Source organism: Sphingomonas sp. NFR04 (assembly GCF_900114095.1).
Classification (GTDB): Bacteria; Pseudomonadota; Alphaproteobacteria; order Sphingomonadales; family Sphingomonadaceae; genus Sphingomonas.
Genome location: NZ_FORV01000010.1, coordinates 50529 through 69863 on the forward strand (window position 1 = coordinate 50529; position 19335 = coordinate 69863).

The window sequence follows — 19335 nt, forward strand, 5'->3', positions numbered from 1 at the left end:
AAGGCCGCTCGCTTCGGGCGGCCTTTCTCGTTTAAGGTTCGCACATCATGCCCCGCGCCGTGCTCAACAATATCGACCATGCCGATCTGCGGATCCGGCTCGACCGTGGCGCCGCGTTCGGCGATGCGGTAAACCAGATGACGGTGTTCCCCACCGAATTCGAAGCGCTCCAGCGCGACTATGTGCTGATCTTCCGTCGCGACGACGACGGCAGCTGGCGCTCGACGGTGCTGCTCGGCCTCGATGCCGACGAGAATCTGTACTTGGACGGGGATCGCTGGAATGCCGACCAGCTGCCCGCGCTGATGGAAATCGGCCCCTTCTCGATCGGCCTGCCGCCGGCCGGCGCCCAAGGCGAGCCGATGATCCACATCGACACCGATCATCCTCGCGTCTCGACCAGCGAGGGCGCGCCGCTGTTCCTCGAGCAGGGCGGCAGCGCGCCCTATCTCGACCGGGTCGCGGCGACGCTGCAGGCCATCTATGTCGGCGACCAGCTTTCGGCGCCGATGTTCGCCGCGTTCGAGGCGGCAGGGCTGCTCGAGCCGGTCACCTTCGACATCGAGCTGACCAGCGGCCGGCGCTACAAGGTGCCCGATTGCTGGGTGATCGACGGCGGCCGCTTCGCCGCGCTCGGGCCGGAGGCGCTGGCAGCGCTGCACGCGCAGGACTTCCTGCGCTGCGCGGTGTGGCAGCTTTCCTCGCTCGGCAACCTGCCGCGCCTGATCGCGCGCAAGGAACGCCGCGAAGGCTGAGCGCAGAACGACAGAAATTTCGGAGGGGATCGGCAATGGACGAGCAGAAATTCCGGGTGGTGATCGCCGGCGGCGGCACGGCGGGCTGGGTGGCGGCGGCGGCGCTGGTGCGGCATCTGGGGCCGAACCTCGACATCACGCTCGTCGAATCCGATGCGATCGGCACGGTGGGCGTGGGCGAGTCCACCATCCCCACCGCCTGGACCTTCCACAAGCTGCTCGGCATCAACGAGCAGGTCTTCCTCCGCGAGACCAACGCGACCTTCAAGCTCGGCATTTCGTTCGAGAACTGGCTGCGCGACGGCGAGCACTATTTCCACCCCTTCGGTTCGGTGGGCCGGGCGCTGCCCTTGTGCGACTTCCAGCATTTCTGGCTGGAGGCGCAGCGGCGCGGCTTCGACGGTGCGCTCGCTGACTATTCGCTCGAGACCCAGGCAGCGCTCGCGGAGAAATTCGCCACCGGCGATCCGATGCCGCTGGCCTATGCCTATCATCTCGACGCGACCGCCTATGCCGCCTTCCTGCGCGGTCTTGCCGAGCCGGCCGGCGTGCGCCGGGTCGAGGGCCGCATCACCGAGGTCGAGCAGACGGAGAATGGCGACATCGCGGCGCTAGTGCTGGAGGCCGGTCTGCGCGTCGACGGCGACTTCTTTATTGACTGCACCGGTTTCCGCGCGCTGCTGATTGAGGAGACGCTCAAGACCGGCTTCGACGACTGGAGCCACTGGCTGCCGACCAACCGCGCCTTCGCCGTCCAGTCCGAGACGACCGAGGCGCCGGTACCCTATACCCGCGCGATCGCGCACGGCGCCGGTTGGCGCTGGCGGATCCCGCTGCAGCATCGGATGGGCAATGGGTTTGTCTATGCCAGCGACTATCTGTCGGACGACGAGGCGAAGGCGCAGCTGCTCGCGGCAGTGCCGGGGCGCGCGCTGTTCGATCCGCGGCTGATCCGCTTCACCACCGGCATGCGCAAGCAGGCGTGGAACCGCAACTGCGTGGCGCTGGGGCTGGCGAGCGGGTTCATCGAGCCGCTCGAATCGACCAGCATCCACCTGGTGATGATCGCGGTGACGCGGCTGCTGCAGAACTTCCCGTTCCGCCGCGACATGGCGGCGCTCTCGGCGCGGTTCAACGCCCAGTCGCGCGCGGAGTCCGAGCATATCCGCGACTTCATCATCCTCCACTACAAGCTGAACGACCGGCCCGAGCCCTTCTGGCGCGACCATGCCGCGCGCGCGGTGCCGGACAGCCTGGCGGCGCGGATCGCCTTGTTCGAGGAAGGCGCGGCGACCTATCAGGAAGGCACCGACCTGTTCCGCATCGACAGCTGGAACGCAGTGATGCTGGGCCAGGGGGTGCGTCCGCGCGACCATCACCATATGCCCGCGCAGATCCCGAGCGAAGATCTGGAGCGGGCGCTGGGCGACCTGCGCGCCGGGATCGCGGCCCAGCTCGCCAAGCTGCCGGGCCATGCCGACTTCATCGCGCGCTATGCGGCGGCGAAGGTGCCGGCCGCCGCCTGACGCGAGAGCTTAGCGGCGGCTGCCGATTAGCGCGAGTTCGGCCACGCGCAGGCTCAGCTGGTCGGCGGCGGCAGGATCGGCCTCGCCCCAGGCAAAGGCAGGGCGGGCATTGCCCAGGTCTGCGCGCACACGCCGCGCGACCTGCTCGAGTTCGTCCGGCGTCGGCGGGCGCCCCTCGGCGATGCAGGCGATCACTTCCGGTGCGATCGTACTTGGCATTGCGAACATCCTCACCCCTCCCGGTATCTCGCGGAAGCTGGGGACGAATGAACGCGAAAAAAGGTCCATAACGGCGCGCTTGCGACGAACCGCGCGGCCGCTAGGATCGGTGCCGATGTCCTCCCCCGCACTCCGCATCACCGGCCTGCACAAGGCGTTCGGCAAGCCTGTCATCACTGGCCTCGACCTCACCGTCGGCGCAGGGCAGCTCTACGCGCTGCTCGGGCCGAACGGCGCCGGCAAGACGACGACGCTGCGCATGGCGGTGGGACTGACCGAGCCCGATTCCGGCAGCATCGAGATCTTCGGCGTCGATGCGCGGCGCGACCCCCAGGCGGCCAAGGCGATCACCGCCTGGCTGCCCGACGAGCCGATGCTCTACGACAAGCTGACCCCGGCCGAATATCTTGGCTTCGTCGCCGGGCTGTGGCGCATTCCGCCCGATCGCGCCGCGCCCGAGGCGGAGCGGCTGCTCCGCTGGCTGGAGCTGTGGGACGTGCGCGACACCCGCTGCGAGGGCTTCTCGCGCGGTATGCAGCAGAAGGTGGCACTTGCCGGCGCGCTGATCCACGATCCGCAGCTGCTGATCCTCGACGAGCCGCTGACCGGGCTCGACGCCGCGATGGCGCGATCGGTGAAGGACGCGCTGCGCGCCGCGGTCGACCAGGGCAAGACGGTGATCGTGACCACCCATATCCTCGAGGTCGCCGAGCGGCTGGCCGACCGGATCGGGATCATCGCCGGCGGCAGGCTGCTCGCCGAGGGCACGCTGGAGGAACTGCGCGCGCTTGCCGGGGCCGACGAGGCGACGCTGGAGGATACGTTCATCCGCCTGACGAGCCGCCCGTGATCGGCTGGACGATGCGGCGGCTGCCGCCGGGCAGTCTCGCCTGGCTGACGCTGCACGAGTTGCGCGGCAATCTTCGCGCTGCCGGGCGCAGCAAGCTGGGGCAGATTATCCTTGCGCTGGTGCTGCTCGGCTATACCGGGCTGGGCGTCGGCCTCGGGCTGCTGCTGGCGGATGAGCATTGGCAGGCGGGGCCGCTCGCCTGGCTGATCGCGCTGATCGCCGCGATCCTGCTGTTCACCTTCATGACCACCCAGGCACTGCTCGCCAGCCAGCGGACCCTGTACGAGGCGGGCGACCTCGACCTGCTCTTCTCCGCCCCGCTCGATCCGCGCACCGTCGTCTCGGCCAAGCTGCTCGGCATCGCCGGCGGGGTGATGCTCACCTTCTCGATCTTCCTGCTGCCGATCCTGCTGCCGGTGGCGCTGCTCGGCCATCCCGAGCTGCTCGGCGCGCTGGCGCTGCTGGTGGCGCTGGCCCTGACGGCGGCCTGCGTCGGGCTGGGGGTGACGCTGCTGCTCGCGCGGACCGTGGGGCCGCGGGCGGCGCGGACGCTGGGGCAGATCCTTGCGGCGCTGACCGGCGCGAGCGTGTTCCTCGCCAGCCAGCTCCTCAACCAGCACGATGATCGCCGCGAATCCGGCACCGTGCTGCTGTTCGATGCGCTGCGCAACGCCGGCTATGGCAAGAGCGGCCTGAGCAGCCTGCCGGGCCGTGCCGCGTTCGGCGAGCCGCTGGCGATGGCGCTGCTGCTCGGGGCTGCGCTGGCGTTATTCGCGCTGGCGGGCTGGGGGATGCGGCACGCCTTCCTGCGCAGCTACCGCGCCGGCGGTGCACGCCCCGCAGCGAAACGCGCGGCGAAAGGCGGCATCACTCGCCACTTCCATCGCAGCCTGTTCGCCGCGATCTTCGCCAAGGAACTGCGGCTGTTGCTGCGCGATCCGGCGCTGATCTTCCAGGTGCTGCTGCGGATCGTCTATCTCGCCCCGATCCTGCTGGTCGCCTTTCGCGACAGCGGTTCGCTGCCGATGGCGCCGACGCTGGCCTTCACCAGCGTGGTGATCGCCGGGCAGCTGGTCTCAAGCCTCGCCTGGCTGGCCGCCTCGGGGGAGGATGCGCCCGACCTGCTCAAGGTGGCCCCCGTAGAGAAGGATGATCTCGATCTCGCCAAGCTGCTCGCGGCGATGGCGCTGGCGGCGCCCCTGGGGATGCTGCTGCCGGTGGCGATCGCGATCGAAACCATCCCGGGCGCGCTAATCACGTTGCTCTTCACCGCCGGGGCGGGCGGGGCGGTCGGCTATCTGGAGGTGGCGCATGCCCAGCCGGCGCCCCGCTCCACCTTCCAGCGGCGGCAGAAGGGCGGGGGGATCGTCCGCAACCTGGTCGAGTTCGTGATCGCGCTGCTGCTCGGGCTCGCCGCCGGGGTGATCGTCTATTTCCTCTGACCTCAGCCGCCGGGCAGGAGTGCCCGGCGTGCCTCCTCGGTCACCGCATAAACGGCATGGCGCTGGGCGCCGCGATTATGGTGGTCGACGCGGAAGCCCTGGTAATGCCGCCGCACCAGCCCTGCCCGGACCAGTTCGGAGACCGCCCGGCTGACATTGGTGCGGCCGGACAGGCGGATGCGATGCTGCACCTCCGCCTCGATCGCCGCCTGCGCCGCGTCCGGATCGGCGGGGAGGGTGCCCGCCTTTTCCAGCTCGGCGCGGGCCCGTGCAGCCAGCCCCAGCCGGCGCGGATCGCGGCGAGCGACCGGCGACAGCGCCTCGCTCAGCCAGTCGCGCACCGAGAGACGGCGGCCGTCGCGCTCGATCCAGGGCCCCGCCCAGCCGGTGCGGTCGCTCGCCTGGGCGATCAGCTGGAGCACCATGAAGCTGTAGCGGGGGCGCTCGCAGGTGGCGCTCAGCCGGTCGAGCACCGCGGGCAGGTCCATGGCGGTGGGGGAGGCCGCATCCGGCCGAACGCGGGGGGCGGCGGCGAAGAGATCGGGCTGGAACATAGCAGGAATCTAAGCACATCGCGATTCGCCTGTGAATCCCCTGTGTGCACCCAGCTGCAATTGGACCAGCCATGGCACTTTGCCGCGCGCGGGAAACGGCCGGTCGTGGCACTCTACCCTCGGGCAAAGTGCCACAGGCGGCAGGCCCAGCGGAGGGCTAGGCGTGGCGGCATCGGCGCGATAGGATCGCCCACGACACGCGGACAGCAATGGCAGGCGGGTCGCTCCGCCCTCTCGACGAGCTACGCCCTTGAACGATCCGCATCCCTCCGCCGCACTGCTTGCCCCCACCGCGGTGCTCCCCGCGCCCTCGACCGATCCACGGGCGGCCGTGGGTTTCTCGGGCGGGCAGGTGCTTGGCGCGGTGATCGCCGCGGTGGCGGCCTGCGCGCTGCTGCTCTGGATGGCGGGGCTGCACATCGATCCCTTCGCACGCACCAACATCCCCTATTATGCGATCCTCGCCATCGCGCCGATGCTGCGGCTATGGTGCCTGCGCGACGGCCGGCGCTGGAGCCTCGTCCTCGCCCAGGTGGTTGAATATTATACGCTGTTCATGGCGCTGGCGCTGATCGGGGCGGTGAGCTCCTATCCGATCGCCGCGTTGAGCCAGGGCTTCGCCGATGCCGGGTTGCAGCGGGTGGACGAGCTGCTCCAGTTCGATTGGCTCGCCTGGTACCGGTTGGTGGCGGCGCACCGTTCGCTCCAGTTGCTCGGCATCGTCGCCTATCAGAGCATCTTCCTCACGCCGGCGCTGCTGCTCGGCTGGTTCGCGCTGATGGGCATGCGGCGCGAGGCGCACCGTTTCCTCGCCGCCTTCGCGATCGCCGCGGTGCTGACGCTCGCCATCTACAGCCAGATGCCGGCGGTGGGGCCCTTCTCGTACCTCTGGCATGGGCCTATTCCCTATATGCCGTTCAGCGAGTTATGGCAGCCCGACCTGATCCCGGCGCTGCGCGACCACAGCCTGACGCTGGTCGATGTCGGCCAGCTGCGCGGGCTGGTCTCGGCGCCGAGCTTCCACGCCGCGTCGGCCACGCTCTACATCGCCGCGGCCCAGCGCTGCGGGCCGTTGCGCTGGTGGCTTACCGCGATTCCCTCGGCGATGCTGCTGTCGACCCCGGTGGAGGGTACGCACTATCTGATCGACCTGATCCTCGGCGCCGGCGTCGCGCTGGTCGCCTGGTTCTTCGCGACGCTGCTGGTCCGCTGGCGGGTGCGGACGGCGCTCGCGACCGGCTGATCATCCGTCGGCGCTAGGCAAGGGCAAGGAACGCTGGCGGGACCGCTTCCGCCAACCAGACACCGTTGCTCGACAACCGGAAGACAGCGCCTTGCCGTGCCATCTCTCCGGCAGCTATTTTGAGAAGGACCGGCGTCCCGCGTCTTTCGCCGACACGCGCGGCGGTCTCGACATCGGGTGACAGGTGCACATGGTGCCGCGCCATGGGCTTGAGCCCCTCCGCCAAGATCGCTTCCAGAAACCGCTCGACGGTACCGTGGTAGAGCGTCTCCGGCGGAGTTGCGATGGGCCAGTCCAGATCGACACCGACCGAATGCCCCTGTCTCGCCCGGATGCGGGTGCCGTCGGCGGAAAGCTCGAAACGCTACTTGTCGCTGCTTGCAACCACCTGTTCCAGCAGCGCGGGATCGGCCCCTTCACGCGCCAGTGCGGCACGCACGGTTTCGACCGAGGCCCAGCCCGCCTCGTCCAGCGCGAGGTCGCCGGCCTCGGGCGCATGGCGCAGCCAATAGGATAGAAGCTTGGAGAGTTTCTGTGTCATCGGCGTCCGGTCTAGGCGGCCGCGGCACGATCGTCGACGATGCGGATGCCCGTGACGCTCCTCAGTTCGCGAACACATTCTCCACCGCCGCCCGCAGCGCGCTCGGCGAGCAGGGCTTGGAGCAGACCACCGCCTGCGGATAGCGGTCGCGCAGCGAGGTGGCGTCGGCATGGCCCGAATGGAAGATGATCGGCACGCCCGCATCGCGCAGCACGTCGGCGGCGGGGAAGACCTCGCCGTCGGTCAGGCGGACATCGAGGATCGCGCAGCCGGGCAGATGGCTCGCCACCGCCTCCAGTGCCTCGGCGACCGAGACATAGGGGCCTTCCACCGCGAAGCCTGCCTCTTCCACCACGTCCTGTACGTCCAGCGCCACGAACAGCTCATCCTCGATGAGCATCACCGTCTTCGTCATTCGCAAGCACTTTCGCAGGCAGATGGATCTGAATGGCGAAGACATGGTCTTCCGCCGATCGGGTGACCGTCACGCCAAGCTGGCGCGACGAGGTTTGTACCAGAATCGTGCCGAACCCGGTGCCCGATTCCACCGAAACGGGGCGATCTCCGGTCTCGCGCCAGTCGAGCCGAACACCGTCGGGCACGCGTTCCCAGCGCACGACGAGTTCTCCGCCATTCGCACCGAGTGCCCCATATTTGACAGCGTTGGTCGCCCATTCGTGGAGCATCAACGCAAGCGGGGACAAACAGGTCCGGTGAATCTTCACGGCCGGGCCATTTATTTCGATGCTGGCATGATCCCGATAGGGGGCGAGCGTCGCCTCCACCAGCTCGGCGAGGTCGATCGACTGCAGCGCGCCGGCGGGTGCCGCCAGCGAATGGGCGCGGCCCAGCGCGGCGATCCGCTCGCGCATGTCGTTGGCGAAGCGGATCACGTCGTCATGGCTGCGGGCACCGGCAGAGATCATGCCGCTGACGATCGCGAACAGGTTCTTCACCCGGTGGTTCATCTCGCGCAGCATCAGCTCGCGGGTTTCCGCCAGCGCATATTCGGGCGTGACGTCGATCGAGACACCGACCAGGCGGCGCGGTCCGGCATCGTTCACCAGGCGCCCGAAGGTCTTGATCCGGCGCACCTCGTCCCCGTCGACGATGCGGTAGCTGATCTCGAGGTCGCCGCCCTCGGCGATAACCTGGGCAAGTTCGAGGTCGAATAGCGGGCGATCCTCGGGATGCAGCCGGTCGAGCCGCGCTTCGGGATCGTCGGGCGCGATGCCCGGGGCGATGCCCAGCACGGCACGGGCGTGATCGTCGATCACCGTCTCGCCGGTATCGACGCGATATTCCCACACCGCGATTCCGCCCGCGCGAATCGCCATGTCAAGTCGTTCGCGCTCGGCGGCCAGCGCGCGTTCGAGCGAGAGGGCGTCGGTGATGTCGGTCAGCACCAGCGTCGCGCCGTCGGTGGTGCCGTTCTGGGCGCGATAGGGCAGGGTGCGCATCGACAGCGTGCGGCTGCCGTCCTGGGTGGTCACGCGGCGCTGGAGCGGGCCCTCGCCCGCGATCACCGCACGGGCATCCGCCAGATAGTCCGCGCCGGCCAGGCGGCTGGCGACATCGGCCAGCGGTCGGCCACGGTCGCTCGGCTGGAGCGGGAACAGCGCGGTCGCCGCCTCGGTGAAGCTGCGGATGCGGAGATCGGCGTCGAGCACCACCACCGCGAGATCCGTGGATTCGAAGAAATTGCGCAGGTCCGAATTGGCGATGGTAAGCTGGTCGACCTTGCTCTTCAGCTCGTCGTTGACCGTGGACAGCTCCTCGTTGGTCGACTGGAGCTCCTCGTTCATCGACATCATTTCTTCGTTGGAGCTCTTCAGCTCCTCGTTCGCGGTCTCCAGCTCTTCGACGGTGGTGCGCAGCCGGTGGCGGGTGACGCGCAGCTCGTCCTCGAGCGCATCGAGATGATCGTCGCCGGCATCGAGTTCGGCAACGTCCTCGTCGAGCGCGGGGCGGAAGGGCGCGGTCTCTCGGAACACGAACAGCAGCGTGCCGTCGGGCATCGGATCGCAGACCACGTCGATCGTCTGTGCGCCATATTCGGAATCGACCGTCACGTCGCGCGCCACCACCCGCTTGCGCTGGTCGCGCCCGGCCCGGAGCAGCGGCCCCAGCACGTTGCGCAGGCCCGGCCGTGCCAGGCCGATCGCACTCGATCCGCCGGTGCGCGTCACCGGAAAATCGAAATAGCGGCCGAGCCTACCATAAGCGGCGATGATCACGCCTTCCTGGTCGAGCACCAGGCTGGCCGGGGCATAGCGATCGATCAGCCGGCGGACGGCGGCGGTCTCCTCGGCACCGACTCGGCCCGCCCGGCGCTCGTGCCGATCCTCGCGCGGGCTGCGCGCGCGGGAGCTGCCGGGAAGGTCGATCGGGTAATTGGGCGCGCCCGGCGAGCGCCGGAAGATCCGCGCCTGGGCGTCGATCGCCGGGAACAGATGCTCGAACCGCCCGATCGTTTCGGAGGGTCCGAGGAACAGATAGCCTTCGGGCCGGATCGCATAGTGCAGCAGCGGCATCACCGATTGCTGCAGGCGATCGTCGAAGTAGATCAGCAGGTTGCGGCACGAGACCAGGTCGATCCGCGAAAAGGGCGGGTCCTTGACCAAGCTGTGGTTGGAGAAGCGGATCATGTCGCGGATCTGCGGCACGATCTGGAAGCGCTCGGTATGCGGCAGCGTGTAGCGTTCGCGCAGCGCCGGCGGCAGGTCGATCATCGCAGAAGTGGGATAGACGCCGTTGCGGGCGATCTGCAGCATCTGCTCGTCGATATCGGTCGCGAAGATCTGTACGCCGGTGGAAGGGAGCGCGAGCTTGCGCGCCGCCTCCGCGAACAGCATCGCGATGCTATAGGCCTCTTCCCCCGAGGAGCAGCCGGGGATCCAGACGCGGATGTCCTCCTCGCTCGTCCAGCTGCGCATCAGCGGCTCGATCACCTGAGTGCGCAGGCGGTCGAACAGGTCGGCGTCGCGGAAGAAGCGGGTGACGTTGATCAGCAGGTCGCGGAACAGCGCCTCGCATTCGTCGGAGTCGGACTTGGCGCGGGCCAGATAGGCGCGGCCACTGGTCATGCCGAGCACGTGCATCCGTCGCTCGATCCGGCGGATCAGCGTGGTGCGCTTATAGCCCGAGAAGTCGTGGCCGACGGCGGTGCGCAGCACCTTGCACAGCTCGTCGACATGGTCGGCGACGAGCGAGGCCTCTTCCGTCTGCTCCTCGCCGCCGCTGCGATGGAAGAAGGCGTGGAGGCAGTCGAGCATCTGGCCCGGCGCCTTGACGAAATCCACCAGCCCGGTGCCGACGGCCGAGAGCGGCATGCCGTCATAGCGCGCGCTCTCCGGCTCCTGCACCAGGCAGACGCCGCCATGTTCCTTCACCGCGCGCAGGCCGATCGTACCGTCCGCGCCGGTGCCCGACAGGATCACGCAGGCGGCATTGCCCTGCTGGTCGGCGGCGAGCGACAGGAAGAAATCGTCGATCGGGCGACGCAAGCCCCTTGGCTGGGCGAAATCGGTGAGCTCGAGCGTGCCGCCGCGGATGGCCAGGCCATGGCCCGGCGGGATGATATAGACCTTGTCGGCCTCGATCTGCTCGCCGCCCTCGCACTGGAGCACTTCCAGGCTGGTCTGGCGGTCGAGCAGCTGCGCCAGCATGCTCTCATGATTGGGATCGAGATGCTGGACGATGACGAACGCCATGCCGGTCGGTGCGCGGGCGGGCGCCAGCATCTCGCGCAGTGCTTCCAGCCCGCCGGCGGAAGCGCCGATGCCGACGATCGGCAGCGTCGTCGTCTTGGCGTCGAAGGGCGCGTTCACAGATAGCTGCTCGTATCGAGGTCGGAGAGCGTCATCTTCGCCTGGGCGATCGTCGCGGCGGTGTTGGCGATGGTGATCAGCGTGCCTTCCACCGCAATCCCGCTCTCGGCGACAACCGGCGCAAGTCGCGCAAGGGTTTGCCGCAGCGCCTTGTCATAGTCGGCCAGCCGCTCGGGCTGGGTGCGGCTGACGTCGAACTGCGAGGCGAAGATGTAGCGCGTCTCGCCGGTGAGCGCGCGCAGCTTCGACATGTAGAGCAAATTGACGAAGGGCGTGCCGTCCTTGCGGAAGTTCACGATCGCGGTGCGGACGCTGGTCTGCGCATCGTCGTCGAGGAACGCGTGGATGCGGATGCGGGCTTCCTGATTGTCGCTGTCGCCCTGGAGGAAGCGGCAATTCTGCCCGGCGATCTCGTGCGAGGCGTAGCCGGTCAGGTCGCGAAAACGCTGGTTGGTGAGCAGCAACGGATGATCGCCAACCGCTTCGCCCAGCGACAGGGCGACGGGCGAGCTCTCGAAATAGTCGCGGAGCGCGGGGGGGAGTTGCGGGGTCATGTCTGCGGGGGCCTCGATAGGGAAGCAGAACGACCTGTCCCGGAAACTGATCCAGGATAGGCGCGATTCCGTTCCGAAACAACCCGCGCGGCCGGGCCACGGCGCCGCTAATCACCTGATTTCGCTTGCGATCCAATCATCGGCGCAGCGCGGCATCGCCCCACACTACGGGCAATCTCTCATTGGCGGCGCCGCCGGACCGGGCCACCAGCTCGACCAGCTTTACCCCGGCGACGTCGGCGCGGAGCGGCTTGGCAGCGCCGCCGCGCCGTATGGGGGCGGAGGTGGCGAGCAGACGCCGGTCGCCATAGATCTGGAAGGTCACGGCGTGGGTGGCATCCGTCGCGGAATCGTCGACACCGACTGACACGGTGAGCTGGCGATAGCCTGCATTGCGCACCTCCAGCCGCGAGTTGGCGAGCACGCCCAGCCCGGCGGCAAAATGGGCCCCTGCCACGGCGAGCTCGCGGCCATAGGGTGTCGCATCCGCCTGCGCGCCGCCCCAGCCGGCATAGAGCGGGCGCTGCCCGGCGCCACGCGTGCCGCTCCAGGAGACGATCGCGCGGTGGATGGTCGGGTCGGCCATCGGCGCGGTGACGCCGTCCACCGCCGGGTTCACGCTGCCCGGCATTTCGGACAAATACAGCCCGTCGGCGAGCAGCCGCGTGCCCTTGGCGCGGAACACCAGCGTCTCGTGCGGGGCGAGCTTGAACTTGGTTTCCTTGGTGAAGCTGGAGGCGCCGCCGGTCCACAGATCGGTCAGCGCGATGGGCGCATCGTCGCGCAGCTTGAGATGCTGGGCGGTGAGGATCGCCTCGGTCGGCGCGGCGGTGCGATTGAACAGCGCGACGGCCTTGTCGCCGTTCGCCAGCGTCTTGACGAGGATCTGGAAATCGTCGGTGTCGAAGGCGAGCACCGCCTGATTGCCGGCAGGATCCTGGTCGATCGCGATCAGCGCGGCATTACCGAAAATGTCCATCAGCGCTTGCGGGGTTGTGCGCAGGTCGGCACCGATCAGCAGCGGGGCGGAGACCATCGCCCAGAGCGCGAAGTGGGAGCGTGCCTCGACGAGGTGGTCGGCATCGAACTCGCCCTTGCCGATGAACAGCATGTCGGGGTCATTCCACGAGCCGGGGTGCGCATAGAGCGGGCGGCGGGCGGCGGTGTCGAAATTGGTGAGCAGGCGCGTCCAGTGCGGCGTGATGTCGTCACTGGTCCGCGAGATATTGCCCACGTCCTTGGCCCAGCTGCGCACATCGGCCGATCCCCAGATGCACAGCGACAGGAGATAGTCCTGGTCCGGATCGGCGCGGACCAGCGCGGCCTTCACCTGTGCGAACATCGCCCGCACTGCCGGAATGTTGGAGCGGTTGATGCTGTCGAGGTCGAGGATCGGCGCGAGCGCGCGGTAGCGGCCCTCGCGGACCAGCGGGCTGTCCTCGCCATAGGCGCGCAGGCCGCAGCCGTCGATCTTGATGTAATCGAAGCCCCATTCGCCGAAATAGAGGCCGATGTCCTGGTCGATATGGCCGTAGAGCCCGACCTCGCGTTCGAGCACGCTGCCGCGCGGCAGCTGGGGCTCGTTGGGGCCATAGGCCTGGGCGCAGGTGTTGCGGCCAAGATCGGTATAGATGCCGGCCTTGAGCCCCATGGCGTGCAGGCGATCGGTTAACGGCTTGAACGAGGTCGCGCCGTCGGCGGTGCGGGCGGAGGGGAACTTGTCCGCACGCACCAGCATGCGGCCGTCGGCGCGTCGATGATCCCACCAGCCTTCGTCGAGGTTGATGTAGCGATAGCCCTTGGCGGCGAGCCCGGTGTCGACGATCTTCTGCGCGGACGCGAGTACCTTCTCCTCGTCGACATCGGTCGCGAAGGCATTCCAGCTGTTCCAGCCCATCGGCGGCGTCGGCGCACGGCCATCGGTGTTGGCGGACCAGCGGCCGGTGGGGGCGAGCGGATCGCGGGGGGCTGACTGTGCGCTCGCCGATGCCAGCAGCAGCGCCGAAATGCCCGCCAACGTCTTGATCGCCATGCTGCTTCTCCCCTAATCTATTTGTCCGACTAAGCGTTCCCTCGGGGCCGAGGCAAATGCTTTCGTCGGGTCTACGACCATTGCCCGCCACGCCGCCGCGCCGTAGCTAGGGGCCATGAACCCCATCCGGCGGATCCTGATCCTGGGCGGCGGCACCGCGGGCTGGCTCACCGCCGCCTATCTCGCCCGCTATCTTGACATCGCCCGGCAGCGCCGCTTCGCGATCACCTTGCTCGAATCCCCGGCGCTGGGGATCGTCGGCGTCGGCGAAGGGGGCTTCCCCACGATCCGCCAGACCCTGGAATTCCTCGGCATTGACGAGCGCAGCTTCGTGCGGCGGGCCAGCGCCACCTTCAAGCAGGGCATCCGCTTCGACGACTGGCTGCACGCGCCCCAGCCCGACGGCGCCCGCCACCGCTTCCTCCACCCATTCGAGGCGCCGTTCCACACCGAGGGCGCGGGTCTGGTGCCCTATTGGCTGCTCCAGCCCGAGGGGTGCCGGGCGCCCTTCGCCGAGGCGATGACGATCCAGAACCACGTCGCCGCGCAGGGCCGGGCGCCCAAGCGCGCGGAGGAAGCGGGGTTCGGCGGGCCGCTCACCTATGCCTATCATTTCGACGCGGTGCGGCTGGCGCAGCTGCTCCGCGACCGGGCGATCGAACTGGGCGTGACGCATCTGGAGGGCGAGGTCTTCTCCGCCCACACGGACGCCGAGGGCGCGATCGACCGGATCGAGACGCGCGAGCATGGCAGCCTCACCGCCGACCTCTATATCGACTGTTCTGGGTTCGAGGCGGCGCTGATCGGCAAGGCGCTGGGCGCGCCCTTTACTTCGGTGCGCCACCACCTGTTCACCGACCGCGCGCTCGCCTGCAAGCTGCCCTATGCCGATCCCGAGGCGCCGATCGCGACCACCACCGTCGCCGCCGCGCACGAGGCCGGCTGGACCTGGGACATCGGGCTGCAGCACGCGCGTGGCATCGGCTGCGTCTATTCCTCGGCGCATCTGAGCGACGAGCGCGCGGTCGAGATCCTCGACGCGCATTGCGGCGGCGCGCCGCACGAGGCCCGGCTGATCACCTTCGAGCCGGGCTATCGCCGCACGCCCTGGGTGAAGAACTGCGTCGCGGTGGGGCTGTCGGGCGGGTTTCTCGAGCCGCTCGAGGCAACCGGCGTGGTGCTGATCGAGGCCGCCGCGGCGATGATCGCCGAGCTCTTCCCGCATGCCGGCCCGGTCGATGCGCCCGCCGCGCGCTTCAACGCGCTGATGGCCGCGCGCTACGAGCGCATCGTCGACTTCCTGAAGCTCCATTATTGCCTCAGCCGCCGCGAGGAGCCGTTCTGGCGCGACAATCGCGATCCCGCTTCGATCCCGGACACGCTGCAGGCGCTGCTCGACCAATGGCGCCATCGCCCGCCGAGCCGGTTCGATTTCCTGCTCGACGTCGAGAGCTTCGCCTTCTTCAACTATCAGTACATCCTCTACGGGATGGGCTTCCGCACCGATCTTTCGGCCGCGCGGGAGGGCTTTCCGCATACCGACGCCGCCGAGCGCCAGTTCGCCCGAATTCGCGGCTTCGGCGAGCAGGCGGTCGCAGACCTGCCCGGCCATCGCGAGCTGATCCGGCAATTGAGCGGATAGCTGCGGGAGAGTTCATTTCACGCTAAGGCGCAAAGGCGCGAAAGAAGCGTTGATTCACGGGGAGGCGCGGAGCGGTTCTGGTCCGCGAAGCGGATCGCCTCCTGATCACACACCAGCCAGCGCTGCGGTGCTGCGTTCCCTGGGCTTGAGGCGCTGGCGAACCCCTTCGCGCCTTCGCGCCTTCGCGTGAACCAGATTTTCTCTTTTTACGCTATATCGGTAACCCTCAAACTGTCGCCAGCTGGCCCTCGATCGCGTCGAGCTCGCCGCTCGCCCGCGCCTTGCGGCCATAGACCGCCTCGAACAGCGGGGTGGCCATCACGGTGGTGATGATCGCCATCAGCACCAGCATCGAGAACAGCGTCGGGCCGATAATGCCCTTCTGCAGCCCGATATTGATGATGATCAGCTCCATCAGCCCGCGCGAGTTCATCAGCGCGCCGATGCCGAGCGCGGTGCGGTTGTCCTCGCCGGCGATCCGCGCCGCCGCCCAGCAGGCGCCGAACTTGGCGAGCACCGACACCGCCAGGATGCCCAATGCGACCAGCAGCAGCGAGGGCGAGTTGACCATGTCCATCCGGGTGTTGAGCCCCGAATAGGTGAAGAACATCGGCAGCAGCAGCACTACGGCGAGCGGCTCGACCTTGCGCTTGAGTTCCGCGACGAACAGCCCGCGCGGCATGCACACGCCCATCAAAAAGCCGCCGAAGATCGCATGAATGCCGATCGCGTCCATGAAGAAGGCCGACAGGCAGAACAGCATCATCGTGACCGCAAGCACCGCGCTGCTCATCTCGCCGCGCGCCTCGACGATCCGGCCGAGGGGGGCGAGCAGGCGGCGGCCGAAGACCAGCATGAAGCCGGCGTAGAGCACCGCCCCACCGATCGCGAGCACCGCCACGCCGGGTCCTGCGCCGAAGGTCGCCAGCACCAGCGCGAGCACGCACCAGGACGCCGCGTCGTCGAACGCGCCGGCGGTGAGCGACAGGGTGCCGAGCGCCGAGTTCGCGAGGCCGCGCTCGTTGATGATCCGCGCGAGCATCGGGAAGGCAGTCAGCGCGATGCAGGCGCCCATGAACAAGGTCGCATTGGCCTGGCTGATGCCGGGCGTGAACAGCCCCGGCACGGTCAGCATATAGGGCGTGATCAGCGCGGCGAGCAGGAAGGGCGCGGCGATCCCGGCGGCGGAGACGCCAGCCGCGCTCTTGGCCTTGGACTGGAAATGGTCGAGCCGCAGCGTCAGCCCGACCATGAACATGTAGAGCCCGACGCCGAGCTGTGCGCCGGCATAGAGCACGTTGCGCGTCTCCTTGGGGAAGACCGCCAGCTGCAGATCGGGCGCGACCAGCCCGAGCAGCGACGGCCCGAGCACCACGCCGGCGATCATCTCGCCGACTACCTGGGGCTGCTTGAGGAACTTCTGCCCGGCCCAGCCGACCACGCGGCAGGCGAGCAGGATGATCGCGAGCTGCAGGAAGAAATGGATGCTGAAGTCGCCCGGCGCATAGGTCTTGGCGGCGTGTACCGCAGGTCCATGCGGATTGAGGACGTCGGTCAGCGCGTGCCAGGCGCTGGTCAGCAGCTCGTTCATTCGGTCCAATCCCCTCGTGCGCTCGACATCTGGTGCGTCGGCGCGAGCCTTAAGGGAGCGGGTCGCCGCGCGTTGCACAAGGGGCGATCGCCGCCTCCCCCCTAGTTTTCGGTCCGGTCGAGCCGGACTGTTGCCGAGGCTCCACAAGGTAGGTACGTACCTACAGGATAACGCTGTCCATCAGGTGCTCGGGAACCCGCGATGAAGGTGCTCACCAGCCGCGAATTCAATCAGGATGTCAGCGCGGCCAAGCGATTCGCGCGGACCGAACCGGTGTTCATCACCGATCGCGGCAAGCCCACCCATGTCCTGATGAGCATCGCCAGCTTCCGCGCCTTCACCGGCGAGCGCGAGAGCATCGTCGATGCACTGGCGGCCCCCGAGCCGTTCGACGTCGATGCCGCAGCTGGGCGTTGGTGAATGTACCTGCTCGACACCGCGGTGCTGCTCGACCTGCGCAAGGCACGCGCCGGCATCGCCGATCCGCGGCTGACCGCCTGGGCGGGTGGGGTACCGCGCGAGCAGCTGTTCGTCTCGGTGCTGGCGCTGGCCGAGATCGAGGCGCAGGCAGCGCGCTCCCCGCGCGGCGAAGGCGCGAGCACACTCCGGCGCTGGATCGACGACCAGCTCGTCCCCGCCTTCGGCGCGCATCTGCTGCCGGTCGACACCGCCGTGGCGCGCCGGCGAGGCCAGGTGGCGCTGGCGAGCGACCGGCATGCGCTGGTCGCCGCGACCGCGCTCGAACATGCGCTGACGCTCGTCACCTATGATGCCGCCGCCTATCGCGGCGTCCGGCTCAAGCTGTTCGATCCGCGCCGCTACGATCCCGACGAAGCGGTGGACGACTGGCGCGCTGCCGCCGCGCGCAGCGGGCCGGTCTGGTTCCGCAATCTCTTCCTGCGCAGCTGAACCGCTGCAACCGGTGCGATCCCCAAGCATTTGTCTGCCAAGGAGAAACGCCATGGCCGACGCAAAGCAAGCGACCCTCTACCGCATGGTCCTGCCCGACCATGTCTGCCCGTTCGGCGTCCGCGCCCGCGAGCTGCTGCTCGAACGCGGCTATGACATCGACGACCGGGTGCTGCGTACCCGCGACGAGGTCGAGGCGGTGAAGGACGAATTCGGCGTCGCCACCACCCCGGTGATCTTCCTCGGCGAGGAACGGTTCGACGGGGCCGACGCGCTCGCACACGCGCTGGCCCGTCGCTGACCGCGGCTCAGGCCACCGAAGCCGCGGCCTCCAGGATGACCTTCGCCACCGCCTCGGGCTGCGAGAGCAGCGAAAGGTGACCCGCGGCGAGTTCGGTCGTCGTTGCTTTCATCCGCGCGGCGAACTCGCGCTCCAGCTCGACGCTCACCACCCGATCCTCGGTCGAGACGATGTACCAGCTCGGCACCTTTTCCCAGGCGGCCTGGCCGATCACGTCGGCGAAGGTGCTGGCGGGCAGCGGCGGCTGCACCACCGCCAGCACGCGCGCCTCGGCCTCGGGCAGGTCGTTGGCGACGTCCTCCACCCAGCCTTCGGCGCTGAGGGTAAGGTTGCCCTTGCCGTCGTCGTGGATTTTGCCGAGCGCGGGCGGATTGGGATATTTGCCGACCAGCGGGCCCAGCGCCTCGCCGGCGGCGGGCGCGAAGGCGGCGACATAGACCAGCGCCTTCACCTTGGGGTCGGTACCCGCCTCGGTGATCACCGCGCCGCCCCAGCTATGGCCGACCAGCACTACCGGCCCTTCGACGGCGTCGAGCGCCTGTCGGGTCGCGGCGACGTCGCCGGCGAGCGACTGGGTGGGGTTCTGCACTGCGACCACCTTGTGGCCGGCGTCGAGCAGGATCGGGATCACGCGCTGCCAGCTCGATCCATCGGCCCAGGCGCCATGGACGAGCAGAATCGTGGGCGAAGAATTAGTGGTCATGCGGCAAACCTCCATGCGGGATGTTGTCCGATGGTCTAAGCCGCGGGAAGGACAGCGGATTGTCGCATCCCGCGGTTTCTTGGCGGATCCGGCCACGCACTCGGCTCGTCGCGTTCGCGTTACAATCTCGGAACAAAGCGGCGCGTCGTTGATTTCCGCTGCCAACGATTTTCGACTGTACCAACGTAAAAGGGTAATGATGATGAAGAAGATGCTCGTGCTCGGCGCCGCTGCCGGCCTGATCGCGCTTTCGGCGTGCAACAACACCCCGCGCGAACAGGCGGCCGACAACATCGAAGCGAATGCCGAGAACGTCGCCGACAATCTCGAAGCGGCTGCCAGCAACGCCAGCACCGATGCGGCGCAGGACAATCTGCAGAACCAGGCTGACGCCGTCCGCGCCGAAGGCGACGCCAAGGCCAAGGACATGCGCACCCACGACGCAGACACCAACCTGCACAACGGGATGTAATTCCGGAAATTTTCCGGTCCGGGTTCCCGCCGTTCCCACGCAGGCGGCGGGCCCTAGCGAAGGGCGCTCGCAATCGCGGGCGCCCTTTTGCGTTTCCGCTTTTCCCTCCGGTCTGACTACAATCGATTGTTGCGGCGCTGTAGCAATCGCTTCATAACAGCTGTCTAGAAA

Annotated in this window: 18 protein-coding genes and 1 pseudogene; 10 read left to right on the forward strand and 9 right to left on the reverse strand. The window is 68.2% G+C overall.

The genetic code is table 11. The features are described 5' to 3' along the window. Window positions 1-47 precede the first annotated feature (47 nt). The gene (locus BM009_RS21135) at window positions 48-755 is read left to right on the forward strand and encodes a SapC family protein (RefSeq protein ID WP_093299387.1); all 708 of its coding nucleotides are present in this window, start codon (window positions 48-50) and stop codon (window positions 753-755) included. Between the two features lie 35 nt (window positions 756-790). Further along, window positions 791-2281, forward strand: coding sequence for a tryptophan halogenase family protein (locus BM009_RS21140; RefSeq protein WP_093299390.1), 1491 nt, complete (start codon window positions 791-793; stop codon window positions 2279-2281). 9 nt (window positions 2282-2290) lie between these two features. On the opposite strand, the gene BM009_RS21145 is transcribed toward BM009_RS21140, so the two are convergent. Continuing rightward, a complete protein-coding gene (locus BM009_RS21145) occupies window positions 2291-2500 on the reverse strand; it encodes a hypothetical protein (RefSeq protein ID WP_254772399.1) in 210 nt (69 codons plus the stop codon). Window positions 2501-2615: 115 nt separating this feature from the next. On the opposite strand from BM009_RS21145, the gene BM009_RS21150 reads away from it, so the two are divergent. Next, entirely contained in the window at window positions 2616-3350 is a 735-nt protein-coding gene (locus BM009_RS21150) for an ABC transporter ATP-binding protein (protein WP_093299395.1), read from the forward strand. Further along, window positions 3347-4792 carry a hypothetical protein gene (locus BM009_RS21155; protein WP_254772400.1) on the forward strand — a complete coding sequence of 482 codons (1446 nt, stop codon included), beginning with the start codon at window positions 3347-3349 and terminating at the stop codon, window positions 4790-4792. Before BM009_RS21150 ends, BM009_RS21155 begins: the two co-directional genes overlap by 4 nt. A gap of 2 nt (window positions 4793-4794) precedes the next feature. Here BM009_RS21155 and BM009_RS21160 read toward each other — a convergent pair whose 3' ends face one another. Then, window positions 4795-5346, reverse strand: a complete 552-nt coding sequence (locus BM009_RS21160) for a hypothetical protein (RefSeq protein ID WP_093299399.1) — start codon at window positions 5344-5346, stop codon at window positions 4795-4797. Window positions 5347-5596: 250 nt separating this feature from the next. Here BM009_RS21160 and BM009_RS21165 point away from each other — a divergent pair, with 250 nt between their 5' ends. Next, window positions 5597-6589: a phosphatase PAP2 family protein gene (locus BM009_RS21165; RefSeq protein WP_093299401.1), complete on the forward strand. Its 993-nt coding sequence runs from the start codon at window positions 5597-5599 to the stop codon at window positions 6587-6589. Window positions 6590-6602: 13 nt separating this feature from the next. Here the strand turns inward: BM009_RS21165 and BM009_RS23050 are convergent. From BM009_RS23050 to BM009_RS21190, 5 genes and pseudogenes are all read right to left on the reverse strand, one after another. Then, window positions 6603-7301, reverse strand: a pseudogene (locus BM009_RS23050) (RNA 2'-phosphotransferase). After that, window positions 7192-7545 carry a response regulator gene (locus BM009_RS21175; RefSeq protein WP_175488161.1) on the reverse strand — a complete coding sequence of 118 codons (354 nt, stop codon included), beginning with the start codon at window positions 7543-7545 and terminating at the stop codon, window positions 7192-7194. The pseudogene BM009_RS23050 and the gene BM009_RS21175 overlap by 110 nt, the downstream one beginning before the upstream one ends. Beyond that, the gene (locus tag BM009_RS21180) at window positions 7514-10960 is read right to left on the reverse strand and encodes a CheR family methyltransferase (protein WP_254772401.1); all 3447 of its coding nucleotides are present in this window, start codon (window positions 10958-10960) and stop codon (window positions 7514-7516) included. Before BM009_RS21180 ends, BM009_RS21175 begins: the two co-directional genes overlap by 32 nt. After that, on the reverse strand, window positions 10957-11514 hold the full coding sequence (locus BM009_RS21185) for a PAS domain-containing protein (protein ID WP_093299404.1): 558 nt from the start codon (window positions 11512-11514) through the stop codon (window positions 10957-10959). The genes BM009_RS21180 and BM009_RS21185 overlap by 4 nt, the downstream gene beginning before the upstream one ends. 136 nt (window positions 11515-11650) lie before the next feature. Continuing rightward, window positions 11651-13546: an NPCBM/NEW2 domain-containing protein gene (locus tag BM009_RS21190; protein ID WP_093299407.1), complete on the reverse strand. Its 1896-nt coding sequence runs from the start codon at window positions 13544-13546 to the stop codon at window positions 11651-11653. A gap of 115 nt (window positions 13547-13661) precedes the next feature. On the opposite strand from BM009_RS21190, the gene BM009_RS21195 reads away from it, so the two are divergent. Next, entirely contained in the window at window positions 13662-15188 is a 1527-nt protein-coding gene (locus tag BM009_RS21195; protein WP_093299409.1) for a tryptophan halogenase family protein, read from the forward strand. A 226-nt stretch (window positions 15189-15414) separates the two neighbouring features. Here the strand turns inward: BM009_RS21195 and BM009_RS21200 are convergent, their stop codons facing one another. Then, the gene (locus BM009_RS21200) at window positions 15415-16779 is read right to left on the reverse strand and encodes a cation:proton antiporter (RefSeq protein ID WP_093299412.1); all 1365 of its coding nucleotides are present in this window, start codon (window positions 16777-16779) and stop codon (window positions 15415-15417) included. A 201-nt stretch (window positions 16780-16980) separates the two neighbouring features. On the opposite strand from BM009_RS21200, the gene BM009_RS21205 reads away from it, so the two are divergent. The 3 genes from BM009_RS21205 to BM009_RS21215 are packed head-to-tail and all read left to right on the forward strand — an operon-like array spanning window position 16981 to window position 17989. Next, window positions 16981-17199, forward strand: a complete 219-nt coding sequence (locus tag BM009_RS21205) for a type II toxin-antitoxin system Phd/YefM family antitoxin (protein WP_093299414.1) — start codon at window positions 16981-16983, stop codon at window positions 17197-17199. Then, entirely contained in the window at window positions 17200-17688 is a 489-nt protein-coding gene (locus BM009_RS21210) for a PIN domain-containing protein (protein WP_093299417.1), read from the forward strand. A gap of 52 nt (window positions 17689-17740) precedes the next feature. Beyond that, a complete protein-coding gene (locus tag BM009_RS21215; protein ID WP_093299419.1) occupies window positions 17741-17989 on the forward strand; it encodes a glutaredoxin domain-containing protein in 249 nt (82 codons plus the stop codon). 7 nt (window positions 17990-17996) lie between these two features. Here BM009_RS21215 and BM009_RS21220 read toward each other — a convergent pair whose 3' ends face one another. Beyond that, window positions 17997-18692, reverse strand: a complete 696-nt coding sequence (locus BM009_RS21220) for an alpha/beta fold hydrolase (protein ID WP_093299422.1) — start codon at window positions 18690-18692, stop codon at window positions 17997-17999. 202 nt (window positions 18693-18894) lie between these two features. On the opposite strand from BM009_RS21220, the gene BM009_RS21225 reads away from it, so the two are divergent. Further along, on the forward strand, window positions 18895-19164 hold the full coding sequence (locus BM009_RS21225; protein ID WP_093299544.1) for a hypothetical protein: 270 nt from the start codon (window positions 18895-18897) through the stop codon (window positions 19162-19164). The last annotated feature ends 171 nt before the right edge of the window (window positions 19165-19335 follow it).